This window comes from Acinetobacter sp. YH01006 (assembly GCF_013420445.1).
Taxonomy (GTDB): Bacteria; Pseudomonadota; Gammaproteobacteria; order Pseudomonadales; family Moraxellaceae; genus Acinetobacter; species Acinetobacter pseudolwoffii.
In genome coordinates, this window is record NZ_VOYB01000007.1 from 31048 (window position 1) to 52716 (window position 21669).

The 21669-nt window shown below is 44.4% G+C and carries 19 protein-coding genes and 1 pseudogene; 13 read left to right on the forward strand and 7 right to left on the reverse strand.

Annotated features, from left to right (window positions below; genetic code table 11):
• Positions 1 to 292 precede the first annotated feature (292 nt).
• The 3 genes from purC to dapA are packed head-to-tail and all read right to left on the reverse strand — an operon-like array spanning position 293 to position 2569.
• Positions 293 to 1012, reverse strand: a complete 720-nt coding sequence (purC, locus tag FTT73_RS07895) for a phosphoribosylaminoimidazolesuccinocarboxamide synthase (RefSeq protein WP_005173343.1) — start codon at positions 1010 to 1012, stop codon at positions 293 to 295.
• Between the two features lie 37 nt (positions 1013 to 1049).
• The gene (locus FTT73_RS07900) at positions 1050 to 1655 is read right to left on the reverse strand and encodes a lipoprotein-34 precursor (NlpB) (RefSeq protein WP_100329542.1); all 606 of its coding nucleotides are present in this window, start codon (positions 1653 to 1655) and stop codon (positions 1050 to 1052) included.
• Positions 1656 to 1669: 14 nt separating this feature from the next.
• Positions 1670 to 2569: a 4-hydroxy-tetrahydrodipicolinate synthase gene (dapA, locus tag FTT73_RS07905; RefSeq protein WP_005173340.1), complete on the reverse strand. Its 900-nt coding sequence runs from the start codon at positions 2567 to 2569 to the stop codon at positions 1670 to 1672.
• A gap of 724 nt (positions 2570 to 3293) precedes the next feature.
• On the opposite strand from dapA, the gene mhpT reads away from it, so the two are divergent.
• The 4 genes and pseudogenes from mhpT (at position 3294) to FTT73_RS07925 (ending at position 7829) form a co-directional block, all read left to right on the forward strand.
• Positions 3294 to 4499 carry a 3-(3-hydroxy-phenyl)propionate transporter MhpT gene (mhpT, locus tag FTT73_RS07910; RefSeq protein ID WP_005173339.1) on the forward strand — a complete coding sequence of 402 codons (1206 nt, stop codon included), beginning with the start codon at positions 3294 to 3296 and terminating at the stop codon, positions 4497 to 4499.
• A gap of 104 nt (positions 4500 to 4603) precedes the next feature.
• Positions 4604 to 5909: pseudogene (locus tag FTT73_RS07915) on the forward strand (IS4 family transposase).
• A gap of 187 nt (positions 5910 to 6096) precedes the next feature.
• Positions 6097 to 6726 carry a bifunctional nicotinamidase/pyrazinamidase gene (pncA, locus tag FTT73_RS07920; protein ID WP_005173338.1) on the forward strand — a complete coding sequence of 210 codons (630 nt, stop codon included), beginning with the start codon at positions 6097 to 6099 and terminating at the stop codon, positions 6724 to 6726.
• 128 nt (positions 6727 to 6854) lie between these two features.
• Complete coding sequence (locus tag FTT73_RS07925) at positions 6855 to 7829, forward strand: bile acid:sodium symporter family protein (protein WP_074383826.1); 975 nt, start codon at positions 6855 to 6857, stop codon at positions 7827 to 7829.
• Between the two features lie 128 nt (positions 7830 to 7957).
• On the opposite strand, the gene FTT73_RS07930 is transcribed toward FTT73_RS07925, so the two are convergent.
• Positions 7958 to 9211: a hypothetical protein gene (locus FTT73_RS07930; protein WP_005173336.1), complete on the reverse strand. Its 1254-nt coding sequence runs from the start codon at positions 9209 to 9211 to the stop codon at positions 7958 to 7960.
• A 77-nt stretch (positions 9212 to 9288) separates the two neighbouring features.
• On the opposite strand from FTT73_RS07930, the gene serB reads away from it, so the two are divergent.
• From serB to FTT73_RS07945, 3 genes are all read left to right on the forward strand, one after another.
• Positions 9289 to 10509 (forward strand): phosphoserine phosphatase SerB, encoded by a 1221-nt coding sequence (gene serB / locus FTT73_RS07935; protein ID WP_180191250.1) that lies wholly within the window; start codon positions 9289 to 9291, stop codon positions 10507 to 10509.
• Between the two features lie 416 nt (positions 10510 to 10925).
• Complete coding sequence (aciT, locus tag FTT73_RS07940) at positions 10926 to 11261, forward strand: ciprofloxacin tolerance protein AciT (protein ID WP_074383829.1); 336 nt, start codon at positions 10926 to 10928, stop codon at positions 11259 to 11261.
• Between the two features lie 140 nt (positions 11262 to 11401).
• Positions 11402 to 11881 carry an SCP2 sterol-binding domain-containing protein gene (locus tag FTT73_RS07945; protein WP_005173328.1) on the forward strand — a complete coding sequence of 160 codons (480 nt, stop codon included), beginning with the start codon at positions 11402 to 11404 and terminating at the stop codon, positions 11879 to 11881.
• Positions 11882 to 12186: 305 nt separating this feature from the next.
• Here FTT73_RS07945 and dtd read toward each other — a convergent pair whose 3' ends face one another.
• Positions 12187 to 12627 carry a D-aminoacyl-tRNA deacylase gene (gene dtd, locus FTT73_RS07950; protein ID WP_180191251.1) on the reverse strand — a complete coding sequence of 147 codons (441 nt, stop codon included), beginning with the start codon at positions 12625 to 12627 and terminating at the stop codon, positions 12187 to 12189.
• Positions 12628 to 12855: 228 nt separating this feature from the next.
• Here dtd and FTT73_RS07955 point away from each other — a divergent pair, with 228 nt between their 5' ends.
• The 5 genes from FTT73_RS07955 to asd all read left to right on the forward strand — a co-directional run bounded on the left by FTT73_RS07955 (position 12856) and on the right by asd (position 18295).
• A complete protein-coding gene (locus FTT73_RS07955; protein ID WP_159516520.1) occupies positions 12856 to 14370 on the forward strand; it encodes a catalase in 1515 nt (504 codons plus the stop codon).
• A gap of 187 nt (positions 14371 to 14557) precedes the next feature.
• Positions 14558 to 15091 (forward strand): ankyrin repeat domain-containing protein, encoded by a 534-nt coding sequence (locus FTT73_RS07960; protein WP_180050754.1) that lies wholly within the window; start codon positions 14558 to 14560, stop codon positions 15089 to 15091.
• Between the two features lie 118 nt (positions 15092 to 15209).
• Positions 15210 to 16415: a nicotinate phosphoribosyltransferase gene (gene pncB, locus FTT73_RS07965; RefSeq protein WP_100357001.1), complete on the forward strand. Its 1206-nt coding sequence runs from the start codon at positions 15210 to 15212 to the stop codon at positions 16413 to 16415.
• A 183-nt stretch (positions 16416 to 16598) separates the two neighbouring features.
• Positions 16599 to 17447: a sulfurtransferase gene (locus tag FTT73_RS07970; protein ID WP_180191252.1), complete on the forward strand. Its 849-nt coding sequence runs from the start codon at positions 16599 to 16601 to the stop codon at positions 17445 to 17447.
• Entirely contained in the window at positions 17444 to 18295 is an 852-nt protein-coding gene (asd, locus tag FTT73_RS07975; RefSeq protein WP_004647197.1) for an archaetidylserine decarboxylase, read from the forward strand. The genes FTT73_RS07970 and asd overlap by 4 nt, the downstream gene beginning before the upstream one ends.
• A 178-nt stretch (positions 18296 to 18473) precedes the next feature.
• Here asd and FTT73_RS07980 read toward each other — a convergent pair whose 3' ends face one another.
• Both FTT73_RS07980 and argS read right to left on the reverse strand, forming a co-directional pair.
• On the reverse strand, positions 18474 to 19091 hold the full coding sequence (locus FTT73_RS07980; RefSeq protein WP_004647198.1) for an SPOR domain-containing protein: 618 nt from the start codon (positions 19089 to 19091) through the stop codon (positions 18474 to 18476).
• 256 nt (positions 19092 to 19347) lie between these two features.
• Complete coding sequence (gene argS / locus FTT73_RS07985) at positions 19348 to 21138, reverse strand: arginine--tRNA ligase (protein ID WP_100354955.1); 1791 nt, start codon at positions 21136 to 21138, stop codon at positions 19348 to 19350.
• 241 nt (positions 21139 to 21379) lie between these two features.
• On the opposite strand from argS, the gene FTT73_RS07990 reads away from it, so the two are divergent.
• The gene (locus FTT73_RS07990) at positions 21380 to 21667 is read left to right on the forward strand and encodes a DUF2798 domain-containing protein (protein ID WP_074383837.1); all 288 of its coding nucleotides are present in this window, start codon (positions 21380 to 21382) and stop codon (positions 21665 to 21667) included.
• Positions 21668 to 21669 lie beyond the last annotated feature (2 nt).

The window sequence follows — 21669 nt, forward strand, 5'->3', positions numbered from 1 at the left end:
TCAAGGCGAATTGGGCATAAATTAGGATGTTTTTTCAAGGGAGAGAACATCCTAGAGGGTAGGCGATCAATCTGGTCGGCAAACCTTGAGTTAAATCAATCAGCTCACTGATTTGCCTGGTATGTGATGATATTAAGCCATAGGCTTTCCAATGTAAAAACGATCATTTTCATCTGTAATATTTGTTTTTTCGATTAAAGCTTAAAAGGTCAATCTGGCCCAGCCACAAAAAATCAGGGATAAAAAAACCGAGCTGTTGAGCTCGGTTTTTTTGAAGCAATGGACTATGCCATTAGATGTTGTCGAGGTTAATACCTAAACGACCCGCAACTTCTTCATAGGCTTCAACTACACCGCCTAAACCTTGACGGAAACGGTCTTTGTCCAGTTTTTTCTTGGTGTCTTTGTCCCATAGACGGCAACCGTCTGGAGAGAATTCATCACCCAAAACGATACGGTCATGGAATACACCGAATTCAAGTTTGAAGTCGACCAGAATCATGTTGCCGGCATCAAACAATGCTTTTAGCACGTCATTGACTTGGTAAGTCAATTCTTTCATTTTTTCCAGTTGCTCAGCAGTCGCCCAACCTAAAGCAATCGCTTGCGATTCATTGACCATTGGATCGCCAAGCGCATCGTCTTTAAAGAACAATTCGAATGTAGATGGAGTCAGTTCTTTACCTTCTTCAACACCTAAACGGCGGCATAAAGAACCTGCTGCATAGTTACGAATCACACATTCAACCGGGATCATATCCAGTTTTTTCACCAGCACTTCATTTGGAGTCAGCAGCTTTTCAAAGTGAGTTTCAATACCCGCTTCTGCCAGCTTTTCCATGATGAAGGCGTTAAAACGGTTGTTCACCTTGCCTTTACGATCTAGTTGCTCGATTTTTTCGCCATTGAATGCAGAGGCATCATCTCGAAAGACTAAAATCAGATGGTCTGAACTGTCTGTGGTGTAGACAGATTTCGCTTTACCAGTATAGAGCAAGGTTTGTTTTAACATGAGGGAACCTTTTACAAAAAAAAATGCCTAGAAATGTCTAGGCTGGCCAATTTTGGTAAATCTGGTTGAGCAGTTCTGCGGCTTTTTCACGGTCGGCAAAACTGTTATCGGCATTGAACACAGCGAGGTTATTACTTGAACCGACAGAAGATAATCTTAATACATAGGTTTGCTGGTCGACCCGAATCGTGACTTCGTAACGGTTTTTATTCTGCGCAACGATGCTATGATTCAGGCTGCTGAGGGTGGCAAGCGTATATTGCCAAATTGTAGCAGAATTTCCGTCAATTTTAAGCAGCGGATTAAGATTTCCGTCTGTGACCAACTGTGGTTTACCAACAGCATTGCTTTCAGTCAGCTCAGCTTGAGCGGTGTTCTCAGTCTGGGCCTGAGGGCGTGGCAAGGCAAAACGGTTGCCACGCTGGTTTTCAAGCTTCGGTGCATTTTCAATTGCAAGCGGATCGACTGTTGGAGCAGGATACAATGGCGTTGCAGGACGTACCATGGCGCCTTCAGGATATTGTAAAGCGTCCAGAGTTGTAGTTTCTTTATAGTCTAAAGTGCCGTTATTAAAGGCCATTGAACTACAACCTGCCAAACTGAATACTGAAAGTGTAAGGCTAAGTCCTAAACGTAATTGCATAATCTTGTGCTCTTTTATTTAATAACGCCCGCTTCGACCAGTGCTTCATGAAGCGGAGCGCGATATTGTTCTGCAAGTGGTGTTAATGGAAGGCGAATGCCAGTACCAATTAAGCCCATGTCATGGAGTGCCCATTTCACAGGAATTGGGTTTGATTCGCAAAATAAAATATTGTGTAAATTTGCAACCTGAGCATTTAACTGTTCAGCGTCTGTAGCATTACCTGTAATGGCAGCGGCACACACTTCACTCATGGCTTTCGGAGCCACATTCGCTGTGACCGAGATATTGCCTTTGGCGCCATGACCCATCAGCTGATATGCCGTTGCATCATCACCTGAGTAGACCACCATGTCTTTGTCTTTCAGACCTTGCAAGAGTTCAGCACCACGCGGTACATCACCCGTCGCATCTTTAATCCCGACGATTTGTGGAATATCGGCCAGACGAATCACGGTTTCATTCAGCATGTCGACACCGGTACGGCCAGGGACATTATACAGAATCTGCGGAAGATCGACCGCTTCAGCCACAGCTTTATAATGCTGGTACAAGCCTTCCTGGGTCGGTTTGTTATAATAAGGCGTCACCAGAAGAGCAGCATCGGCGCCGAGCTCTTTGGCTTCACGGGTAAGTTGGATGGCTTCACGGGTCGAGTTTGCGCCTGTGCCGGCAATAATAGGAATACGTTTGTTGGCCACACGAATGATTTCTTTGATCACCTGGGTGTGTTCACTCATGCTCAGGGTCGAGGCTTCGCCTGTCGTTCCAACGGCAACAATACTGTTGGTGCCCTCTGCAATATGCCATTCAACCAGCTTCTCGAGACCCTTCCAATCTACGCTGCCATCTTCAAACATAGGGGTGACGATTGCGACTATGGAACCTTGAATGGTCTGTGCTTGCTGAGTCATTTTAAAAAACTATCCTATTTGTCCATCCGAAAGGAATGAGAAAACATAAATTGGGATGGATTTGTATTTTGATTTATAGCAAATTCAATGGACTTGCGCTGAATTGAAGATTGCTTATGCAAATTATGACTGATCAAACGCATAAGAACAATATGCTTTAGTCAAAGCCACTCAATTCTTTATACAAAGCCTTTTGAAAACAATCAAGTAATAAATTAGATGATTTATCCGGCGAAATACTGTGGTCAAACTGCGACTTAAGTCCCGGCTCAGCAAGATATTATGGAATTTTGTCTGCAAAATTAGCTCGATTTGAGTAAAAATCTCGGCCAAGTCGTGAATTTCGTTGTTTTTAGCTGCTGAATTAATATTTTTATTGGATGAATCTATATGTAAAACATCTTTGTCTGGAGGCTAAGCTGATGTAAACAGGTTGAAAAATTGAATCTATTAATCTTTTTTTAATATCAATGAATTGCATAATATTTTTCTAATCGGTTGGTTTTTTAACTTGATGTATAAGTCTTAAAGCATAAATTGTGAATTTTAAAACTTTTTGATTAATTGCTTTTGCGACTTTATCTCAAGGTCTATTGCATGGAGCTGCTTCAGCTGCTGTGGGGATATCCAAGTAAAACGTTCAACTTATTGATAGTTATTTCTGCGCTCAGGCTCATAGATGATGGTCTTTCTTTTGTAACGCTGATTGAACAAGGATAATCCAATGGAAAAATCAGACAATAAGCATGCTATCGTCACGGTCGCCATCTGTTTTCTGATAGCGGTGATTGAAGGCTTGGATATTCAGGCTGCTGGTATTGCTGCAGCCGGTGTGCGTGAACACTTCGGTCTCGATAGTTCCCAGTTGGGTGTGTTTTTTAGTGCAGGGATTCTGGGTTTATTACCCGGTGCACTGATCGGCGGTCGATTTGCAGACCGTATCGGCCGTAAGAAAGTGTTGATCTGGTCGACAGCAACATTTGCCATATTCACTTTATGTACAGTTTGGGTCAATAGCTTTAACAGTCTGCTGGCAGTACGTTTTCTGGCCGGAGCAGGTCTGGGCGGTGCGATGCCGATTCTCATCACACTCGCTTCTGAAGCGGTATCGCCGCAAAATCGTGGTCGTGCAGTCGGCTTGATGTATTGCGGTATGCCTGTGGGTGCTGCGATTTTATCTTTAATTGCTGCGACTGAATTTGGTGCCAACTGGAAAAATGTTTTCTATCTGGGCGGCTTGTTACCGATTTTTGCAATTCCATTGATGATGCTATTTTTGCCTGAATCGAAGGAATACCTGAAAACACAGAACAAAACTGCAGCAGAACTTGCCGTTGCACCACAAGGTTCATTTAAGGACCTGTTTAATTCGGACAACCTGTTACGTACCATGTGCATCTGGATCAGCTACTTCTTTACGCTGATGGTGGTTTACATCATGCTGAGCTGGTTACCCTCATTGTTTATGGAACTTGGCTTTAGCCGTAAGGATGGTTCAACCGCACAGTTCTACTTCATGGTCACGGCGACGATTGGTACAATTATCCTGGGTATGCTGACCGATCGCTGGAAAAAAGCGTATGTGATCCTGTTGATGTACGGCGGTATTCTTGCAGGTCTATTGGCACTAAATGGTGCAAGCTCACTGAACCAGATGTATATGGCAGCAGCATTGGCAGGTGCCTTCGTAATTGGCTGTCAGGGTGTACTTTATGCCTTCGGTAGTATCGTGTATCCAACAGAAGTGCGCGGTACCGGTGTCGGTGTTGCTTCTGCAGTCGGTCGTATTGGTGCCATGCTAGGCCCAGTCATCGCAGGTCAGCTCCTGGTGGCAGGTTTTGGTGCCGCAGGGGTAATTACAGCCGCAATCCCATGTATCATCATTTCTGCACTGTGTATGCTGTTCCTGGTGAACCGTACCAAAGTGTAATAGGCCAAGATTTGAAAAAGCCTGCTTTTGCAGTAATGCCAGTCAGTTAAGCAAAAAAAGTTAAAATGCTGTAAAAAGAGCGTATGTAAATACGCTCTTTTTTTATGAATTTATCTCAGAATCTAGATTTAACATTAAAACAAACCCTACCTTCACTTTCACAATTCAGTGAATTGATTGATTTAAACTGGATTGAAGATTGCTTAGACCAAACAGGTAAAGCATCAATTCGAAAAAGAAAACTGCCTGCTGAACATGTTGTTTGGCTGGTAATCGGACTTGCTCTATTTCGAAATCAGCCGATTTGGTATGTGGTTCAACAATTGCAACTTGTTTTCGGTACGGCAGAATTACTGTGTACCGAGTGCATCCGTACAAGCAAGACAGCGCTTAGGCTTAGAACCCATGAGTGCTTTATTTTCGACATTAAGTCAGGCATGGTTTAAAGACTCACAACAACAATATAGCAGCTTTCACGGTCTATGCGTTTGTGCTGTAGATGGTGTGGTTTGGTCTATGCCTCATACAGAAGAAAACTTTAAGCACTTTGGTTCATCCAAAGGCAAAACAGCAGCTGCACCTTACCCACAAGTCAGAGCGACTTGTCTGGTGAATACCAATACCCATGAAATGATTGATGCCCAAATGGGCAGTATGGATCAAGGTGAATTAACCTTAGCCAGTCAATTAAAAGCACCAGTTCGCAGTATTACCCTATTTGATCGTGCTTACTTCTCTGCTGATTTTTTAGTGAGTTGGCAATCTCAGGCAGAAGAGAGTCATTGGTTGATGCGAGCAAAGGACAACCTACGTTATGAAGTGATTCATCATAATGCGGCCCATGACTTTCAGATCAAAATGCCTGTTTCAGCAAGAGCAAAAAAGATAAATCCGTCATTGGGTGACTATTGGGAAGCACGTTTAATTGAAGTTGAATATGCAGGGAAAATAAGACGTTACATTACATCATTAACAGATTCTAAAGTTTATCCATTCAAAGACCTTGCAATGCTTTATATCCAGCGTTGGGAAATAGAAATGTGTTATCGGGAAATTAAAAGTGATTTACAGGATGCAAGGATTTTAAGAAGCAGACAACCTGATTTGGTCTATCAAGAATTGTGGGGAGTATTTATTGCTTATAATATCTTAAGAAGACAGATGAGGTTTATCGCTGAACATGCAAAGGTGAGTCCTTTAAGGATCAGTTTCCATATTGCATCCATGAGTATTATCAATATCTTAAGGCACACACCTTTAGAATCAGCAGGAAACCTACCCAAACATTTAGCGCAATTATTTGAACAATCTAAAATATTTGTATTACCTGAAAAAAGGCAAAGGCAATGTCCGCGAGTAGTGAAAATTAAAGCACAAAAATATCCAAGAAAATGCCAGTCAATTTCTTAACTGACTGGCATTACTGCTTTTGCAGGCTTTTTTGTGTTTAAAATTCAAGGAATCAGATCCGCAGTGCGGTTAAAAACAGGCAGAATCAGAATATGCAGTCACAGGGTTTTTAGCAGCCGCTCTAAAAATCCGATAACAATTTGCGCTATGCTTGGACATAAATCGAGATTTCAATGGATGAAAATACATGCAAAATAATATCGCTTTGCTGGTCGTAGATGTACAAAGAGGATTTACCCCAGGGGGTAATCTGGCAGTGGCCAATGCTGACCAGATTATCCCCAATATCAATTTATTGGGGCAGTATTTTCAAAATATTATCCTGACGCAGGACTGGCATCCAGAAAACCATATTTCTTTTGCAGACAATCACCCCGCTAAAGCGGCTTATGACAGCATTCAGCTGGATTATGGCACTCAGGTTTTATGGCCAAAGCATTGTGTGCAGGGGACAGTAGATGCCGAGTTGCATCCGGATTTAAATTTACCGCAAGCGCAACTGATTATCCGCAAGGGTTTTGATTCCCGGATTGACAGTTATTCCGCCTTTATGGAAGCAGATCAGAAAACCACAACCGGTTTGGCCGGCTATCTGCGTGAACGTGGTATTGATACGGTATTTGTGGTTGGGATTGCTACCGATTTCTGTGTGGCTTGGACCGCCATCGATGCCTGCAAACTGGGCTTTAAGACCTATGTCATTGCCGATGCCAGCAAGGGCATTGATCTGAATGGTTCCTTGCAACATGCCTGGCAAGATATGCTGGCGCATGGGGTAAAACGCATCTATACCAAAGATATCGTTCAGCCGGTTTAAAATTTTATCATGATGCGCTTCGGATATTTATTTGATCTTCGGCGCATTTAAATCTTCAGATTTCTGGTATTGAGAGATGCCTGTTTTATCTTGTTATTATTCTCCCTTTGTACCCCTGGATGAACCCCATGTCAGCCTTGCTCCAGTTTAGCCAATTTGTCCAAAAAACCTTTGCTTTATGGGTGCTGCTGTTTTCCGGCATTGCCTTAATGCTGCCCGAGGGCTTTGTCTGGTTACGCGCTTATATTCCATGGATGCTGGGCATCATCATGTTTGGTATGGGCATGACCATGACCGTAGGCGATTTTAAAAGTGTGCTACAAAGTCCGAAAGCTGTCGGGATTGGGGTCGTGGCTCAGTTTGTAGTGATGCCGGGTCTGGCTTTTCTCTTGTGTCAATTGTTCCAGTTGCCGCCGGAAATTGCGATCGGGGTGATACTGGTCGGTTGCTGTCCGGGTGGTACTGCCTCCAATGTCATTACCTATATGGCCAAAGGCAATACTGCTCTGTCTGTGGCCTGTACTTCCGTCTCAACCTTATTGGCTCCGATTTTGACCCCTGCGATTTTTTATCTCTTGGCCAGCCAATGGATCGAGATCAATGCCTTATCCATGCTGGTGTCGATTCTACAAGTGGTGCTATTTCCAATTCTTCTGGGCTTGATTGTACGGAGTCTGCTCAAGCAAAAAGTAAATGCCTATATTCAGGTGATGCCGCTGATTTCTGTGATTGCCATTGTCGCGATTGTGGCAGCAATTATTGCCGGCAGCAAAGCTCAGATTTTGCAATCTGGACTACTGATCTTGGGGATTGTGGCCTTGCATAATGGTCTCGGTTATTTGCTGGGTTATTGGGCCAGTCGTATCTTTAAGCTGGCGGAAATAGACTGTCGTGCGGTATCGATTGAGGTGGGAATGCAGAATTCGGGTCTGGGTGTGGCTTTGGCTGCGACCCATTTTGCAGCTTCTCCACTTACGGCTTTGCCCAGTGCAATCTTTAGCTTATGGCACAATATTTCAGGGCCAGCTCTGGCCACCTATTGGGCAGCCAAAAGCAGGGTAACGACATTAGAGCCAAAGCAAAATCTGGATACAGACAGCTAGAATTTTAAAATGCGGCAGTGATTTTAATTGCTGCAAGGCGCTGAATAATAGAACTTGACGAGTAACAGCTTAAAAATTCTGCGCATAAAAAAGCCCGATTTAAAGTCGGGCTTTGTACTGTACAACCTTTATGAGGCTTTGGACTGTTTGGATTTTAAAATCTCGGTTCTAAAAGTCTGTGCCAGTTCAGCCGTTTCTGCATCCATGCCATTTACCACAAAGGCATGACGGGTCAGGACATTGGTTGGGTTCGGCATACTGACCAGCTGGAAATGTTCGCTCACATCTTTCAGCAAGCTATTCGGGACATGTAAGGCACTTTCTTTTGCGACCAGGTGCTGGCTAAGACGCTCAGAGGCCTGCACCGAGCTGAGCTGCATCTCCTCGACTTTAGACGCAATTGCACTACGGGTTTGCAGTACAAAACGTTTTTCTTCACGATAGCGTTTATACAGTACCTCCGAGAGTAACTGGAATACCGCACTGATCATGGTCAGGCAGGCCAAGGCATTTGGCTTGTCTGCCGCAATGCTGATAGTGGCACCTTTTTCATCAAATTTATGCACAGTACTAATATCACTGCCATTCAGTTTGTAGCGCTGCACACAGAGTTCAGTGGCTTTATTCAGGAAAATCTGACACAGGTTGAAATAAGGCACCGATACGGTTTTATTCACGCTATCGAGTAACTGTTTTGGATCATAGAACTGGATATTCAAGCTCAGGCTATCGCTTTCTAGTACAGCTGGCTTATGTTCTTTTTCTTTGGCTTTATTTTTTACTGCCTGCTGGGCTTGGGCAATGGCCAGCGCAGCATTGTGCTTTTCCTGTTCCAGAGCTTGGGTCAGGGTCTGAATCTCGAATTTTAAACGGGATTCATTGTTAATGCGTGCCAGATATTCGGTTCGGCTAGGACGCGCGATCGCGCGGTACGCCACCCAAATCAAAGCATGAATAATGAAAGAGAACAGAATCGCCAGCCATTGCGTCCGCAGAATTTCACCCATACTTGGCTCAATCAGGGTGATTTCAATCAGACCGACTTTTTTCTCGTTTTGCAGTGCATCACGGACAAAAACTTCACCATCGCGAGTTTTGGTCAGTCCGCCGGTGGCTAAAACCTGACCTTTCGCATCCAGAATTCGAATCGAAGCCACACTCGGGTTGGTCGCATAACGATTTGCCAGCAAAGCCAGGGAAACACGATTGGCGGGTTCCAGCTCGGACAGGCTGTCTGTCACCAGTTGACTGGTGATCAGCTGCCCCTGACTGGTGCGGTTTTCATTCAGTTGGTGAGTGGTTGCCAATACCAGTAAAAAGGTATGCAGAGCAAAACTTACAATCAATAGGCTAGCAAATAGCCCTTGTCTAGGCGCATTCAACGTAAACTTCCAAGGCAATTCTGTTCAATTTCGATTATGATTCTAACAATAGTTGTAGCTCAGACCCGAGTCAATTCATGCGAGAAATCATTCTTATATCATTTTTAGGACCTGACCAGCCTAATCAATTTACACGATTAATGCAGGTTTTGTCCGCCCATTCCCTACAGATTTTAGATGTGGGGCAAGCGGTTATTCATAATCAGTTAACCTTAGGTATTGTTGTAGCGTCTGATGACCAAACGGCGACAGCATTAGCCATGAAGGAAATCCTGATTCTAGCACATGATATCGGGTTAACTGTGCGCTTTAAACCGATCTCTGCGACTGAATATGATCAGTGGGTCAAAGAGGGTGGGCGCACACGTTATATCGTAACGGCATTGGCCCCTGAATTAAATGCCTCTCATTTGCAGGCCGTGACCCAGATTGTCTCGGCTCAGGGTTTTAATATTGAAACCGTAACCCGTCTGTCTGGCCGTCCGGCCCTGGATGGCAGCAGTACCGGTCCGAAACGTGCCTGTATCGAATTTGGTTTAAAAGGACAAATGCTGGATGCCGCAGCCATGCGTGCTGCCTGTTTGCGTTTGTCCAGTGAACTGAATGTCGATGTTGCGGTTCAGGAAGACAATGCCTATCGCCGTAACCGCCGTCTGGTCTGTTTTGATATGGACTCGACCCTGATCGAACAGGAAGTGATTGATGAACTGGCGATTGAAGCAGGAGTCGGTGCGCAGGTTGCTGAAATCACCGAACGTGCCATGCAAGGCGAACTGGATTTCCAGCAAAGTTTCCGGGCGCGTGTCGCCTTGTTAAAAGGCATGGACGCATCGGTACTGCCGAAAATTGCCGAGCGCCTGACCATTACCGAGGGTGCTGAACGCCTGATTTCGACTTTGAAAGCATTGGGTTACCGTACTGCAATTCTGTCGGGTGGTTTTCAGTACTTTGCCGAATATCTGCAAGGCAAACTGGATATTGATGAAGTGCATGCCAATGCGCTTGATGTTCAGGATGGTGTAGTCACGGGTGAAGTCAAAGGTCATATTGTTGATGGCGCGCGTAAAGCTTTATTGCTTGGCGAAATTGCCAAAGAGATGGGAATTTCCCTGGAACAGACCATTGCAGTCGGTGATGGTGCCAATGACTTGCCAATGTTATCGATTGCAGGACTCGGTGTGGCTTTCCGTGCCAAGCCACTGGTGCGTCAAAATGCCACGCAGGCGATTTCCAGTGTCGGTCTGGATGGCGTGCTGTATCTGCTCGGGGTACACGATAAAGACCTGAATCAGGCATAAACACTCGTTTGGATAGATATAAACGCGACCTCAGGGTCGCGTTTTTTGATTGCCTTTGAACCAGGGTGACCAAGCCAGCAGAGAAGGTTGACTATAAAAACATCGATCATCTTAAACGGAAAAATAATTTTTTCAGTCAATAACAGCCCTGATAATTTTGTAATGACACGCCAACATTGACGCAGTCATTGATCCACAAAAATGCCAAAAGCAAAAAATGTAATGACAATATAATATCGCGACAAAGTATGTCGTGAGACCAGATCACAGGACTTTTTTTATGCAAAAAACTCAGCATAATGCAGGCATAGAGATACAAATCAACAGATTCCATTTTATTGATTGAACGAAATTCAATAGATAGAACCGTTGCAATATCAAACAGGCAAACTATCTATTTGGATGGAGGGGTTTATATGGTAACAGCGAATTTAGCAACGATCGTGGGCTTCAGTTTAGTCGCTGCAGCTGTAGTTGCTGTGTTCTTCTCGCCTTATCGTCGCTGGTTGAGTTTTATGGCAGCCGGGATGTTGGTCTGGGGCTTGATTGAGATGATTCGTGTAGGCACACAAGCCTGGTTTGATCTGCCAATGACCTATAGTTATCTGAGTGCATTGACAGCAGTCATGATGGTGGTCACTTTCTTATTATTGCGTGAAGACCGTCGTGCAGAGCGTGCCTTGGCAAAACGCCGTTGTATCGAACATACGCCAGTCTATGAAGATGATCAGCAGCAGCTTTCGAGCCGTTAAGTCTACAAATCGCAAAGAAAAAATGCACCCACGGGTGCATTTTTTAGCTTAGAAATATGATACAAACTGCTTAATCAACCTAGCCAAGAATTATGCTAGGATATTTGTCAATTTTCGTACAATTAGAATAGGCATCCTCCATGAAACTGTCGTCCATTCCTGTGTTAAAACTTCCTCTTATTGATATGAGTACAGATCCACTGGACTTGTTGGTCGCGGGTCTGGCTTTACGTATGAAGCAATTGGCACGTACCAGCCCAAAATTTATTGAACTGGTACATGAGCGTCAATTCCGGATCCAGATTGGCACAGATGAAGGTATGGCACGTCAGATCATTGTCAATAATGGCCAGATTGAGACGGTTTCAGGTGATGCAGAGAAAGCAGATTTTGTATTGCAGTTTGCTGATAGTGAACAGGGTGTAAAGACCTTGGTCAAAGGTGACCCGACAGCATTCATGACCGGTATGCAAAGTGGCACCATCAAAATGGAAGGTGACTTTGGCCTGCTGGTCTGGTTTAACCAGGTGGCGAAGATGATTCCACCCAAATTGCCCAAACCGGTCAAAGAAAAAATTAAATTTGCCCGGGCGTTTATTAAAGAAAAAACGGGTAAATAAAACTCTGCTCCTGACTTCCTCTCCTTTTTCAAGGAGGGCTGAGGGCAGGATTCAGCCAGTTTCAATCTGGGTAATGCCAGTCAGTTAGGGAGTTTAGATCTAAGCTCCTTAATTTTTTTAAATCTTTTGCAGAAACAATTATTTTCTAATCTTGCGGTACAATACACCTGATGCCCCAGACCGTTGGGGATGAGGTTTCCAGCTACCCCATATCATTATGAATAACAATAATAAAAAACCAGACAGTTTCCTGCCTGATCTCGATTACTGAATCTGAGGGCTTTTTAATGTGGAAAATAATGTCGCTATTCAACTTCTAAATTAAAGGTCACCGGCCCATCATTGACCAAATGTACTTTCATATCCGCTGCAAAAATACCAGTTTGTACATGTTCAAATTGTGACTTTGCATAGTCAACCAGTTGCTCATACAGCTCTTTTGCAGCAGCAGGTGGCATGGCAGGGCCAAAATCTGGACGTAAACCTTTTTGGGTTTGCGCCATCAGGGTAAATTGCGAAACCAGCAGTAAACCGCCTCCGGCCTGACCGACATTCCAGCCCATTTTGCCCTGTTCATCATCAAAGAATCGGTATTTCAATATCTTATCAATCAGCTTTTTACCTTTTTCCAGATTGTCGTCCTTGCCCAGACCCAGAAAAACCAGAATTCCCTTATTTATTTCGCCAGTGGTTTCACCCTTGACCACGACTTTAGCTTCTAAAACTCTTTGTAATAAGGCACGCATTTTACATATTGACTGATAACGATAGATAGGCGTGATTGTAGCAAGAATAAAACCTGAAGCAGTATCAGATGCTAATTTTTATGAGTTTTAAATATTTGAAAATCAATTGATTAATTTTTATAAATTCATTAAAACGATTGAAGTGATAAAAATAATCTGTTTTAACAATTTTTAGTTTTTATATATCTTAGCACCTGCAGGAAAGGTAATAAATTGAGAGATTTAGAAATGTTTAAGCGTTCATTACTGGTTGCAATGCTTGCAACTGTCACAGCCACACAAGCTGCTCCTCTAACTAAAGACAATGGTGCGCCAGTCGGTGATAACCAGAACTCAATCACAGCAGGCCCAAATGGTTCAGTCTTGCTTCAAGACGTTCAATTGGTACAAAAACTACAACGTTTTGGTCGTGAGCGTATTCCGGAGCGTGTGGTACATGCGCGTGGTACAGGGGCTTATGGTGAATTCGTTGCAACTAAAGACCTGTCTGACTTAACAATTGCTTCTCTATTCAAGACCGGTACTAAGACTCCAGTTTTTGTCCGTATGTCTACGGTAATTCATGGTAAAGGTTCACCGGAAACCCTACGTGACCCACACGGTTTCGCGATCAAGTTCTATACTCAAGAAGGGAATTGGGATCTGGTCGGTAACCAGACACCGGTATTCTTCATCCGTGATGCGATCAAATTCCCGGACTTCATTCATGCAATGAAGCCAAGCCCGGTGACAAACGTACAAGATGCCAACCGTGTATTTGACTTCCTTTCGAGCCAGCCATGGGCTACCAACATGCTGACTTATGTGTACGGCAAACAAGGTGTGCCCACCAGCTACCGCGAACAGGATGGTTTCGGTGTACATGCTTACAAGCTATATAACGACAAGGGCGAATACAAATATGTGAAATTCAACTTCCGCTCGCAACAAGGCGTGAAGGGTTTGAATGTGAAAGAAGCTGCCGTGCAACAGGGCAAAGACTTCAATCACTTGACCAATGATCTTTATAACAACATTTATGCCGGCAACTTCCCGAAATGGGATCTGCATATCCAGGTACTGGATCCAAAAGATCTCGGCAAATTTGATTTTGACCCACTTGATCCCACCAAGATCTGGCCAACTGACTTAGTTCCAGAAGTGAAAGTGGGGACATTGACCCTGAACCGCATGCCAAAGAACTTCTTCAATGAGACTGAACAGTCGGCATTTGCACCAGGTAATCTGGTTCCGGGTATTGAGCCATCGGAAGACCGTCTGCTACAAGGCCGTATCTTCTCTTACTCAGATACGCAAATGTACCGTCTGGGTGTGAATCACCAGCAAATTCCGGTGAACCGTCCAGTGGTTGCTGTAAATAACAACAACCAGGAAGGTTATATGAACGTGTCTGAGCGTGACTCGGATGTGAACTATGAGCCAAGCCGCAAAGAGCCAAAAGCTGCAACTGCAAAAGCACGTGCGGTACAAACACCATTATCGGGTCATGTACAGCAAATCGGTGTGAAAGAGCAGAACTTCAAGCAGGCAGGTGAGCTGTACCGCTCGTATACTGCCAAAGAGAAAGATGACCTGATTATGAACCTGGCTGCGGACTTAGGTGCAGTAAAAGATTCAGAAACCAAGCACATCATGTTGTCTTATTTCTACAAGGCAGATGCCGACTACGGTACACGTATGACCAAAGCGGTAAATGGCAACATCGCAATGGTCAAAGCCAAAGCAGCACAACTTAAAGACTGATTTCGATTGGTCGATCAGGATTGGTGACTAGGGTTTAAGAATTCACCTCCGCAAAGTCCTGTAGAACTCCAAACCTTTCCTGCACCCTAGGGGGAGTTCTACAGGCACTCCGTTTTACTCATCTTATCTAATCTGAATAGAATCATTTTCGATTCATGTCTCTATTTGATTTCTGTTGGAGTTCATCATGAAAGCTATGCAGCATGCAGTTTTAGCCAGTATTCTCGCGATAGGTTCCATGTTCGCAAACGTGGCCACCGCCAAGGAGATCTCCTCCCCCGCTAAAACTGTGGAAAATGTTCAGATGAGCTCACAACAGGAATTAGTTGCATTGTTTTTTGCCGCAGCCAAAACCGGCAATGACGAAGTGATTCATGAATTTCTAAAGTATGGTTTTCCGGTTGATGTACGCAATAGTGCCGGTTTTACCCCACTGATGATGGCGACCTATTATGGCCATCAAACTATTGTGACGACCTTGCTCAATCATGGGGCTGATCGCTGCGCCCGCGACAATAAAGGCAATACCGCATTGATGGGGGCACTGTTTAAAATGGAATTTGCGATTGCCAAACAGCTGCGTCAGGTCGACTGTGATGCCCAAGCCAAGCAGACCGGGCAAAAGACCACAGCCGAATTTGCCAAGGTGATTGGTCAGGAAAAACAGCTGCAGAAAATTATTCAAGAACAGGGGAAAACCCCAGGCCAGTTGCCGAAATAATACCCATTATACTCTGATACTTTTGTCGCGAATTCAGCTAGCTGTACGTAAATCCTGCAATATTACATAAAATTTTATGCTTTAATGTTGAGATAAGCACAGCGATATTTCCTTAGTTATGGCTCCAATTATCCGTTCCCTGTTAGATACTGACTTGTACAAATTCACCATGTTACAAGTGGTATTACACAAGTTTCCGCAAACGCATAGTGTCTACCATTTCCGTTGTCGTAATCTGGAAGATACAGTCTATCCACTGACGGATATTCTGGATGATCTCAATCATCAACTTGATCTGTTGTGTCAGCTCAACTTCAAAGAAGACGAGTTGCAATATTTAAGAAGTCTGCGTTTTATCAAGAGCGATTTCGTCGACTATCTGGAACTGTTTCAACTGAAACGCCGTTTTATTCAGGCCAGTATCGATAGCGAAGGTCGTTTAGATATCACCATTGAAGGCCCGATGGTTCAGGCGATGATGTTTGAAATCTTCGTACTGGCAATTGTCAATGAACTGTATTTTAGCCGGATCCGTAGTCCTGAAGTGCTGGCTGAAGGTGAGCGCCGTTTACAGGCGAAAATACAATTATTAAAAGAATACGATGCATCGCAACATCCACATGATCCGCCATTTTTAGTGTCGGATTTTGGGACACGTCGCCGTTATAGTTTCGAATGGCAAAAGCATGTGGTAGAAGAATTCAACAAGGCTGCACCACATGTCTTCCGTGGTACCAGTAATGTGTTATTGGCGAAAGAATTGGGAATTACCCCGATTGGCACCATGGCGCATGAATTCCTGCAAGCATTTCAGGCGCTTGACGTGCGTCTGCGTAATTTCCAGAAATCTGCGCTGGAAACCTGGGTACAGGAATATCGTGGTGATTTAGGTATTGCCCTGACTGATGTGGTCGGTATGGATGCTTTCCTGCGTGATTTTGACCTGTATTTTGCCAAACTGTTTGACGGCCTGCGTCATGACAGTGGTGATCCCTATGTTTGGGGTGACAAGGCCTATGCACATTATAAAAAACTGAAAATTGACAGCAAAACCAAAATGCTGACTTTCAGTGATGGTCTGAATCTGGAAAAAGCCTGGAAACTGCATCAATACTTTAAAGACCGTTTTCAGGTCAGTTTCGGGATTGGCACCAACCTGACCAACGACATGGGCCAAACCCCCTTAAATATCGTATTGAAACTGGTGGAATGTAACCGTCAGTCGGTGGCAAAAATTTCGGACAGTCCAGGCAAAACCATGACTGATAATGATACTTTCCTGGCTTATTTGCGTCAGGTTTTCGAGATCACTGAACCTGCTTAAGCACATTTTAGACATGAGCAATTTTAAAAACCGCTTCGCTACAGGGGCGGTTTTTTTATACGAGATGGATTTTTAGCATGACTTATCTAAAATCCTGCTAATCATCTTAAAAGAAACCGCATAAGTGTAAAAATGAGCTGTGCTAAGATCAAAACAATTTGACCCATCATAGCCATGATAACGATGACAGCTTCAGCTTTTAATTTTGGTCTGCTGATCGAGGCAGAAGATTTAGTTCCCTATTTGGGCCATGAAAAACTTCGTATTGTCGACCTCAGCCGGGCTTCTGTGTATGAGCAGTTGCATATTCCACATGCCCTGCATTTACAACCCAAGCTGCTGGTGCGTCAGGAAGAAACGGCGATGGGACTGTTGCCGGACGCGGAAGGCTTGCAGGCTCTCATTGATTATCTGAATATTTCTTCTGAGCATCATGTGGTGGCTTATGATGATGAGGGCGGGGCATGGGCAGGGCGTTTGCTCTGGAACCTGCATTGTCTGGGTTTTGAAAATACCAGTCTGTTGAATGGCGGGATTCATGCTTGGCTCGGTGCCGGTTTGCCGACTTCTTCCAGTCAGGAACAGTTTGCACCAGTGAAGGATGTATTTCAGGTCAATCTTGACCATCAGGCAAATTTTCAGATTGGCTATGATGAACTGCGCCAACAGGTTGAAAATCAACAGGTTCAAATTTGGGATTGCCGTACGCAAGATGAATATACCGGTTTACGTTTAGCGGCTCGACGCGGCGGTCACATTCCGGGAGCACGTCATTTTGAATGGAGTACTGCCCTTAATCGCGAAAATCATTTAAAATTACAGCCTTTACCACGTACTCAGCAGCGCCTGGAACAACTGGGCTTTGATTTGAATCAACCCGTTGTGGTGTACTGCCAGTCCCATCACCGCTCAGGTTTGGCCTATATTTTGGGTCGTTTACTGGGCTGGAAAATTCGAGCCTATGATGGTGCGTGGAGTGAATGGGGCAACCGCCTCGATAGTCCAATCGCTACAGGGGAGCTGCCATCTTGAGCATCACGTCACGTTTAAAACAACAGTTTTTTATTAAAGCTCAACGATTAGTACCGCAACATCGCTTGTCTCGGGTGGTGGGTAAAATTGCCGCCAGCGAAAACCCGATTATCAAAACTGCTGCAATTACTGCCTTTAAGGCGCAGTATGGTATTGATATGTCGATTGCTGAACAGGCCAATGCCCTGAAATTCAAGTCATTTAATGAATTTTTTACGCGTGCCCTAAAAGAAGGTATCCGTGCAATTGATCCAGATGCTACGAGCATTGTTTCGCCTGCAGATGGTGCGATTTCCCAGCTGGGTAAAATTGAAAATGGCGATGTGTTCCAGGCTAAAGGCCAGAAATTTACCGTTGAAGCCCTGATTGCTGATCCGCAACTGGCCGAGCCATTCAAAAATGGTGAATTCGCGACCGTGTATTTGTCGCCACGTGATTATCATCGGGTGCATATGCCATTTGCCGGAACATTAACTGAAACGCTATATGTTCCAGGCGAGCTGTTCTCGGTAAACCAGGTGACCGCAGAAAACATTCCGGGCCTGTTTGCACGCAATGAACGTATGGTCTGTCTGTTTGATACTGAAATCGGCCGTATGGCGGTGGTATTGGTCGGTGCGATGATTGTGGCGGGTATTGAAACCGTGGCAACCGGCAAAGTGAAGCCTTCAGGCCGGATCGAACTTAATCAGCATGACCTATTCCTGGAAAAAGGGGCAGAACTGGGTCGTTTCTACCTCGGTTCAACAGCAGTGATTTTATTCGAAGAAAATAAAATGCAGTGGGATGCCGCATTCAAGGCCAATTCTTTGGTGAATATGGGTGAAGCGCTGGGGCATACAGTTTAAAAATTTTAGCCTCCCTTTATTAAAGGGAGGTTGGAGGGATTAAATATTTTCTCGTTTAAAATAAATAAAAATCCCCCTCAGTCCCTTTAAAAAAAGGGGGGCCTCTCCTATTCAGGAGAAGGTTAGAGAGATCCAAATAAAAAAAGCGCCATCAGGCGCTTTTTTTATTTCTAGAAAATTATCGTTTCACGACGATGGAATCGATTCCGCTATTTTGCAAGGTTTGCTGCGCGATAATCGCTGCTTCTGCAGAATCGTAAGGGCCTGAAACCACGCGATACCAGACTTTACCATTTTCTACACTGCGTACCACATCGGCAGATAAACCATTGAGAATAATTTCGGCACGGCGGGCATCGGCCTGATCCGGATCATCAAAACTACGGACTTGCAGAATATAACTGGCCGGTGTGGCAACAGGCGTTTCACTGGCTTCTAAGCCAGGTTCAGTCGTCGTCGCTTCAGGTGGAGCTACTTCAGGTCGAGGTGCTTCTACAATCACTACTGTATCCTGATTTTTGTTTTCAGGGACGGCCTGTTCAGGAATCGGCGTCACTTGTTGCTGTGGTAACAGATCATAAAAACGGTAATCTTTATTGGTATCTTCTTCTTGGACAGATTCAGCACTTGTTTGAGTTTTCGGTTTAACCGGTTCCCATGGCTTCCAGAGCATCAGTGCCATTAAAAAACTTAACACGATTAAAATGATCACGAGTGTGCCGAGCCAGGTCGGAATCAGTGGCTTTTTAGGCTTATTCGGTCTTTCAGATACACCGCGTTGCGTTTTTCCAAACACTTGGGATTTCCTCTATATGGGGTTGCCTCATAGAAAAGGCATAACAGTGGTTATGCCTGACTATTATTTCATCCTATGTGATTAAGATCCAAATGTCATTATTTAGATCAAACTGCACACCAGATTTATACTTGAACTATTTTTTCAAATAGCTGGCAGAATCTAGCCAGGTATTTTCTGAACAGCTAAAACAACAGTTTTCGTTGTGGCTTCGAGTAGAGCTTTTGTCTTGCGAGCATGCAAAGCGGTGCTTTGCTTACATGCTCTCAGGCGCAGACACACCTAAAAGTTCTAAGCCATTACGCAATACCTGACGTACGTTCACTGATAACAGTAAACGCGCCTGAGTCAGTTCAGCATCATCACCGAGTACTTTATTGTCGTTGTACCAGCCGTGGAACAAGGCTGCCAGCTCTTTCAGGTAGTTGCCGATTTGATGTGGCTCATGGCTGTTTGCAGCACGCACCAGAATTTCTGGATAGGCAGCCAGTTTAGCCAGAACTTCAGTTTCAGCATCCAGCTCGAGTCGGGCCGCCAGAGTACGCGCTGCCGCAGCGTCAAAATTCACGCCTGTAGAGGCCGCTTTTTCTAACATACGGCAGATTCGGGCATGCGCATACTGGATGTAATATACAGCGTTGTCTTTGCTTTGCGACACCGCTAAGTCTAGATCGAAATCGATGTGTTGTTCAGATTTACGCATCACATAGTAGAAACGTGCAGCATCGTTGCCGACTTCTTTGCGCAGATCACGCAAGGTCACGAACTGACCTGAACGAGATGACATTTGTACCATCTCGCCACCGCGCCACAGGCTGACAAACTGAACCAGAAGCACCGTTAATTTCTTCGAGTCATAGCCCATCGCATCAATCGCTGCTTTTACACGTGCGATATAACCGTGGTGATCGGAACCCCAGATATCAATAATATCGGTATAGCCACGTTGTAATTTATTCAGGTGATAGGCAATGTCAGAGGCAAAGTAGGTGGTCTGGCCATTACGGCGTTTCACCACACGGTCTTTTTCATCACCAAATTCAGTCGACTTGAACCAGATATTGCCATCTTTTTCGTACAGGAAACCACGTTGATCTAAGGTCTGTAAGGCTTCTTCAATTTTGTCGGTTAATGATTCTTCGCTGAACCATTGGTTGAAAGTGACACCAAATTCGCCCAGGTCATCTTTAATATCGTCCAGAATCGCTTTGAGTGCTGCCTGTAGGAAGACACGATAGCCTGTACCAATCAACGCCTGAGAATTAAAGATCAAACCATCAATGTGCTTTTCTTTGTCGCCAGACACCACCACTTTGTTGCCATCTGCATCCAGTTCAGCAGCGAATTGCACATCTTCCGGTACATCTTTATACACATCCGCAACCGGGCGGACATAAGCATCGCCATCCTGGTCAATAATGCTTTGCGCGATTTCTTTGACATAGTCGCCTTGGTAAGCATTTTTCGGGAAGACCAGTTCCTGACCATTTAACTCTAAATAACGCAGGTAAGTTGAAGTGGCCAGAATGTCCATTTGACGGCCAGCATCATTGACATAGTATTCGCGATCTACTTTGGCACCAGTCGCCTCTAAAAGATTGGCAACGGTCATGCCATACGCGGCACCACGACCATGACCCACGTGCAGACTAGAGGTCGGATTGGCAGAGACAAATTCAACCTGAATGCGTTTGTCCGCATTGACCTGGGTGCGACCATAAGCATTTTGCTGTGCTTGAATCTGATCGAGTACCACAAAGCGCTGGTCTGCATTGAGGAAGAAGTTAATAAAACCAGGACCTGCGATTTCCGCTTTGCTGATATCCGCCACTTCAGGAAGAACAGCAAGCATTTTTTCTGCTAAATCACGCGGCTTCATACCCGCAGCTTTAGAGGCAATCATCGCGATATTTGAGGCGAAATCACCGTGTGTTCGGTCTTTGGTACGCGTCAAACTACTGCTATTTTTCCAGTCAGATGGGAGGACACCTTCAGCTTGAAGGGATTGCACTGCATGTTCTAGAGCTGCTTGGATTGCCGTGTTCATAATCAGTCGAAAATAAATGTCGCAGAAAAACAGCAAATATAGCAAATTTCATGCTCTTTAGGTAAAAGCATTTCTAGGGAATAAAAATTATACGATCACTCCACAGATTTTTTACAATCTGGTCTTTGGGAGAATGTGATCAATCGGGTGAAAATAACATCAATTTTAATAAAAATGCACCTTCAGAAGTATAAAATTTGGCTTATATTAGTGATCTTAAAATATAGAAAAAGAGCAGTCCGTGGATTCGCAACAACATCCGACCATTATTGGCAATATTCCTAAACTTCCAGCGAAATGGGCACTGATTATTGTGCCGTTTATCTTGTCTGGTCTGATGAGTGGCATCATTTCCATGATCAATATGCTGCGCAATTTAGGCTGGATTGATGGATTCATGCCACTTTGGTTTCACAACTGGATGATTTCCTGGGCAATTGCCTTTCCAGTCGTGTTGACCTTATTGCCTGTTGTCCGCAAATTTACCGGACTATTGGTGGATATGTCCGGCCCTCAAGCACCGAAGTGATT

Excerpts from the sequence above, each read along its gene's own strand:
- purC (WP_005173343.1), bottom strand. The coding sequence starts at position 1,012 with ATGTTAAAACAAACCTTGCTCTATACTGGTAAAGCGAAATCTGTCTAC.
- FTT73_RS07900 (WP_100329542.1), bottom strand. The coding sequence starts at position 1,655 with ATGCAATTACGTTTAGGACTTAGCCTTACACTTTCAGTATTCAGTTTG.
- dapA (WP_005173340.1), bottom strand. The coding sequence starts at position 2,569 with ATGACTCAGCAAGCACAGACCATTCAAGGTTCCATAGTCGCAATCGTC.
- mhpT (WP_005173339.1), top strand. The coding sequence starts at position 3,294 with ATGGAAAAATCAGACAATAAGCATGCTATCGTCACGGTCGCCATCTGT.
- pncA (WP_005173338.1), top strand. The coding sequence starts at position 6,097 with ATGCAAAATAATATCGCTTTGCTGGTCGTAGATGTACAAAGAGGATTT.
- FTT73_RS07925 (WP_074383826.1), top strand. The coding sequence starts at position 6,855 with ATGTCAGCCTTGCTCCAGTTTAGCCAATTTGTCCAAAAAACCTTTGCT.
- serB (WP_180191250.1), top strand. The coding sequence starts at position 9,289 with ATGCGAGAAATCATTCTTATATCATTTTTAGGACCTGACCAGCCTAAT.
- aciT (WP_074383829.1), top strand. The coding sequence starts at position 10,926 with ATGGTAACAGCGAATTTAGCAACGATCGTGGGCTTCAGTTTAGTCGCT.
- FTT73_RS07945 (WP_005173328.1), top strand. The coding sequence starts at position 11,402 with ATGAAACTGTCGTCCATTCCTGTGTTAAAACTTCCTCTTATTGATATG.
- dtd (WP_180191251.1), bottom strand. The coding sequence starts at position 12,627 with ATGCGTGCCTTATTACAAAGAGTTTTAGAAGCTAAAGTCGTGGTCAAG.
- FTT73_RS07955 (WP_159516520.1), top strand. The coding sequence starts at position 12,856 with ATGTTTAAGCGTTCATTACTGGTTGCAATGCTTGCAACTGTCACAGCC.
- FTT73_RS07960 (WP_180050754.1), top strand. The coding sequence starts at position 14,558 with ATGAAAGCTATGCAGCATGCAGTTTTAGCCAGTATTCTCGCGATAGGT.
- pncB (WP_100357001.1), top strand. The coding sequence starts at position 15,210 with ATGGCTCCAATTATCCGTTCCCTGTTAGATACTGACTTGTACAAATTC.
- FTT73_RS07970 (WP_180191252.1), top strand. The coding sequence starts at position 16,599 with ATGACAGCTTCAGCTTTTAATTTTGGTCTGCTGATCGAGGCAGAAGAT.
- argS (WP_100354955.1), bottom strand. The coding sequence starts at position 21,138 with ATGAACACGGCAATCCAAGCAGCTCTAGAACATGCAGTGCAATCCCTT.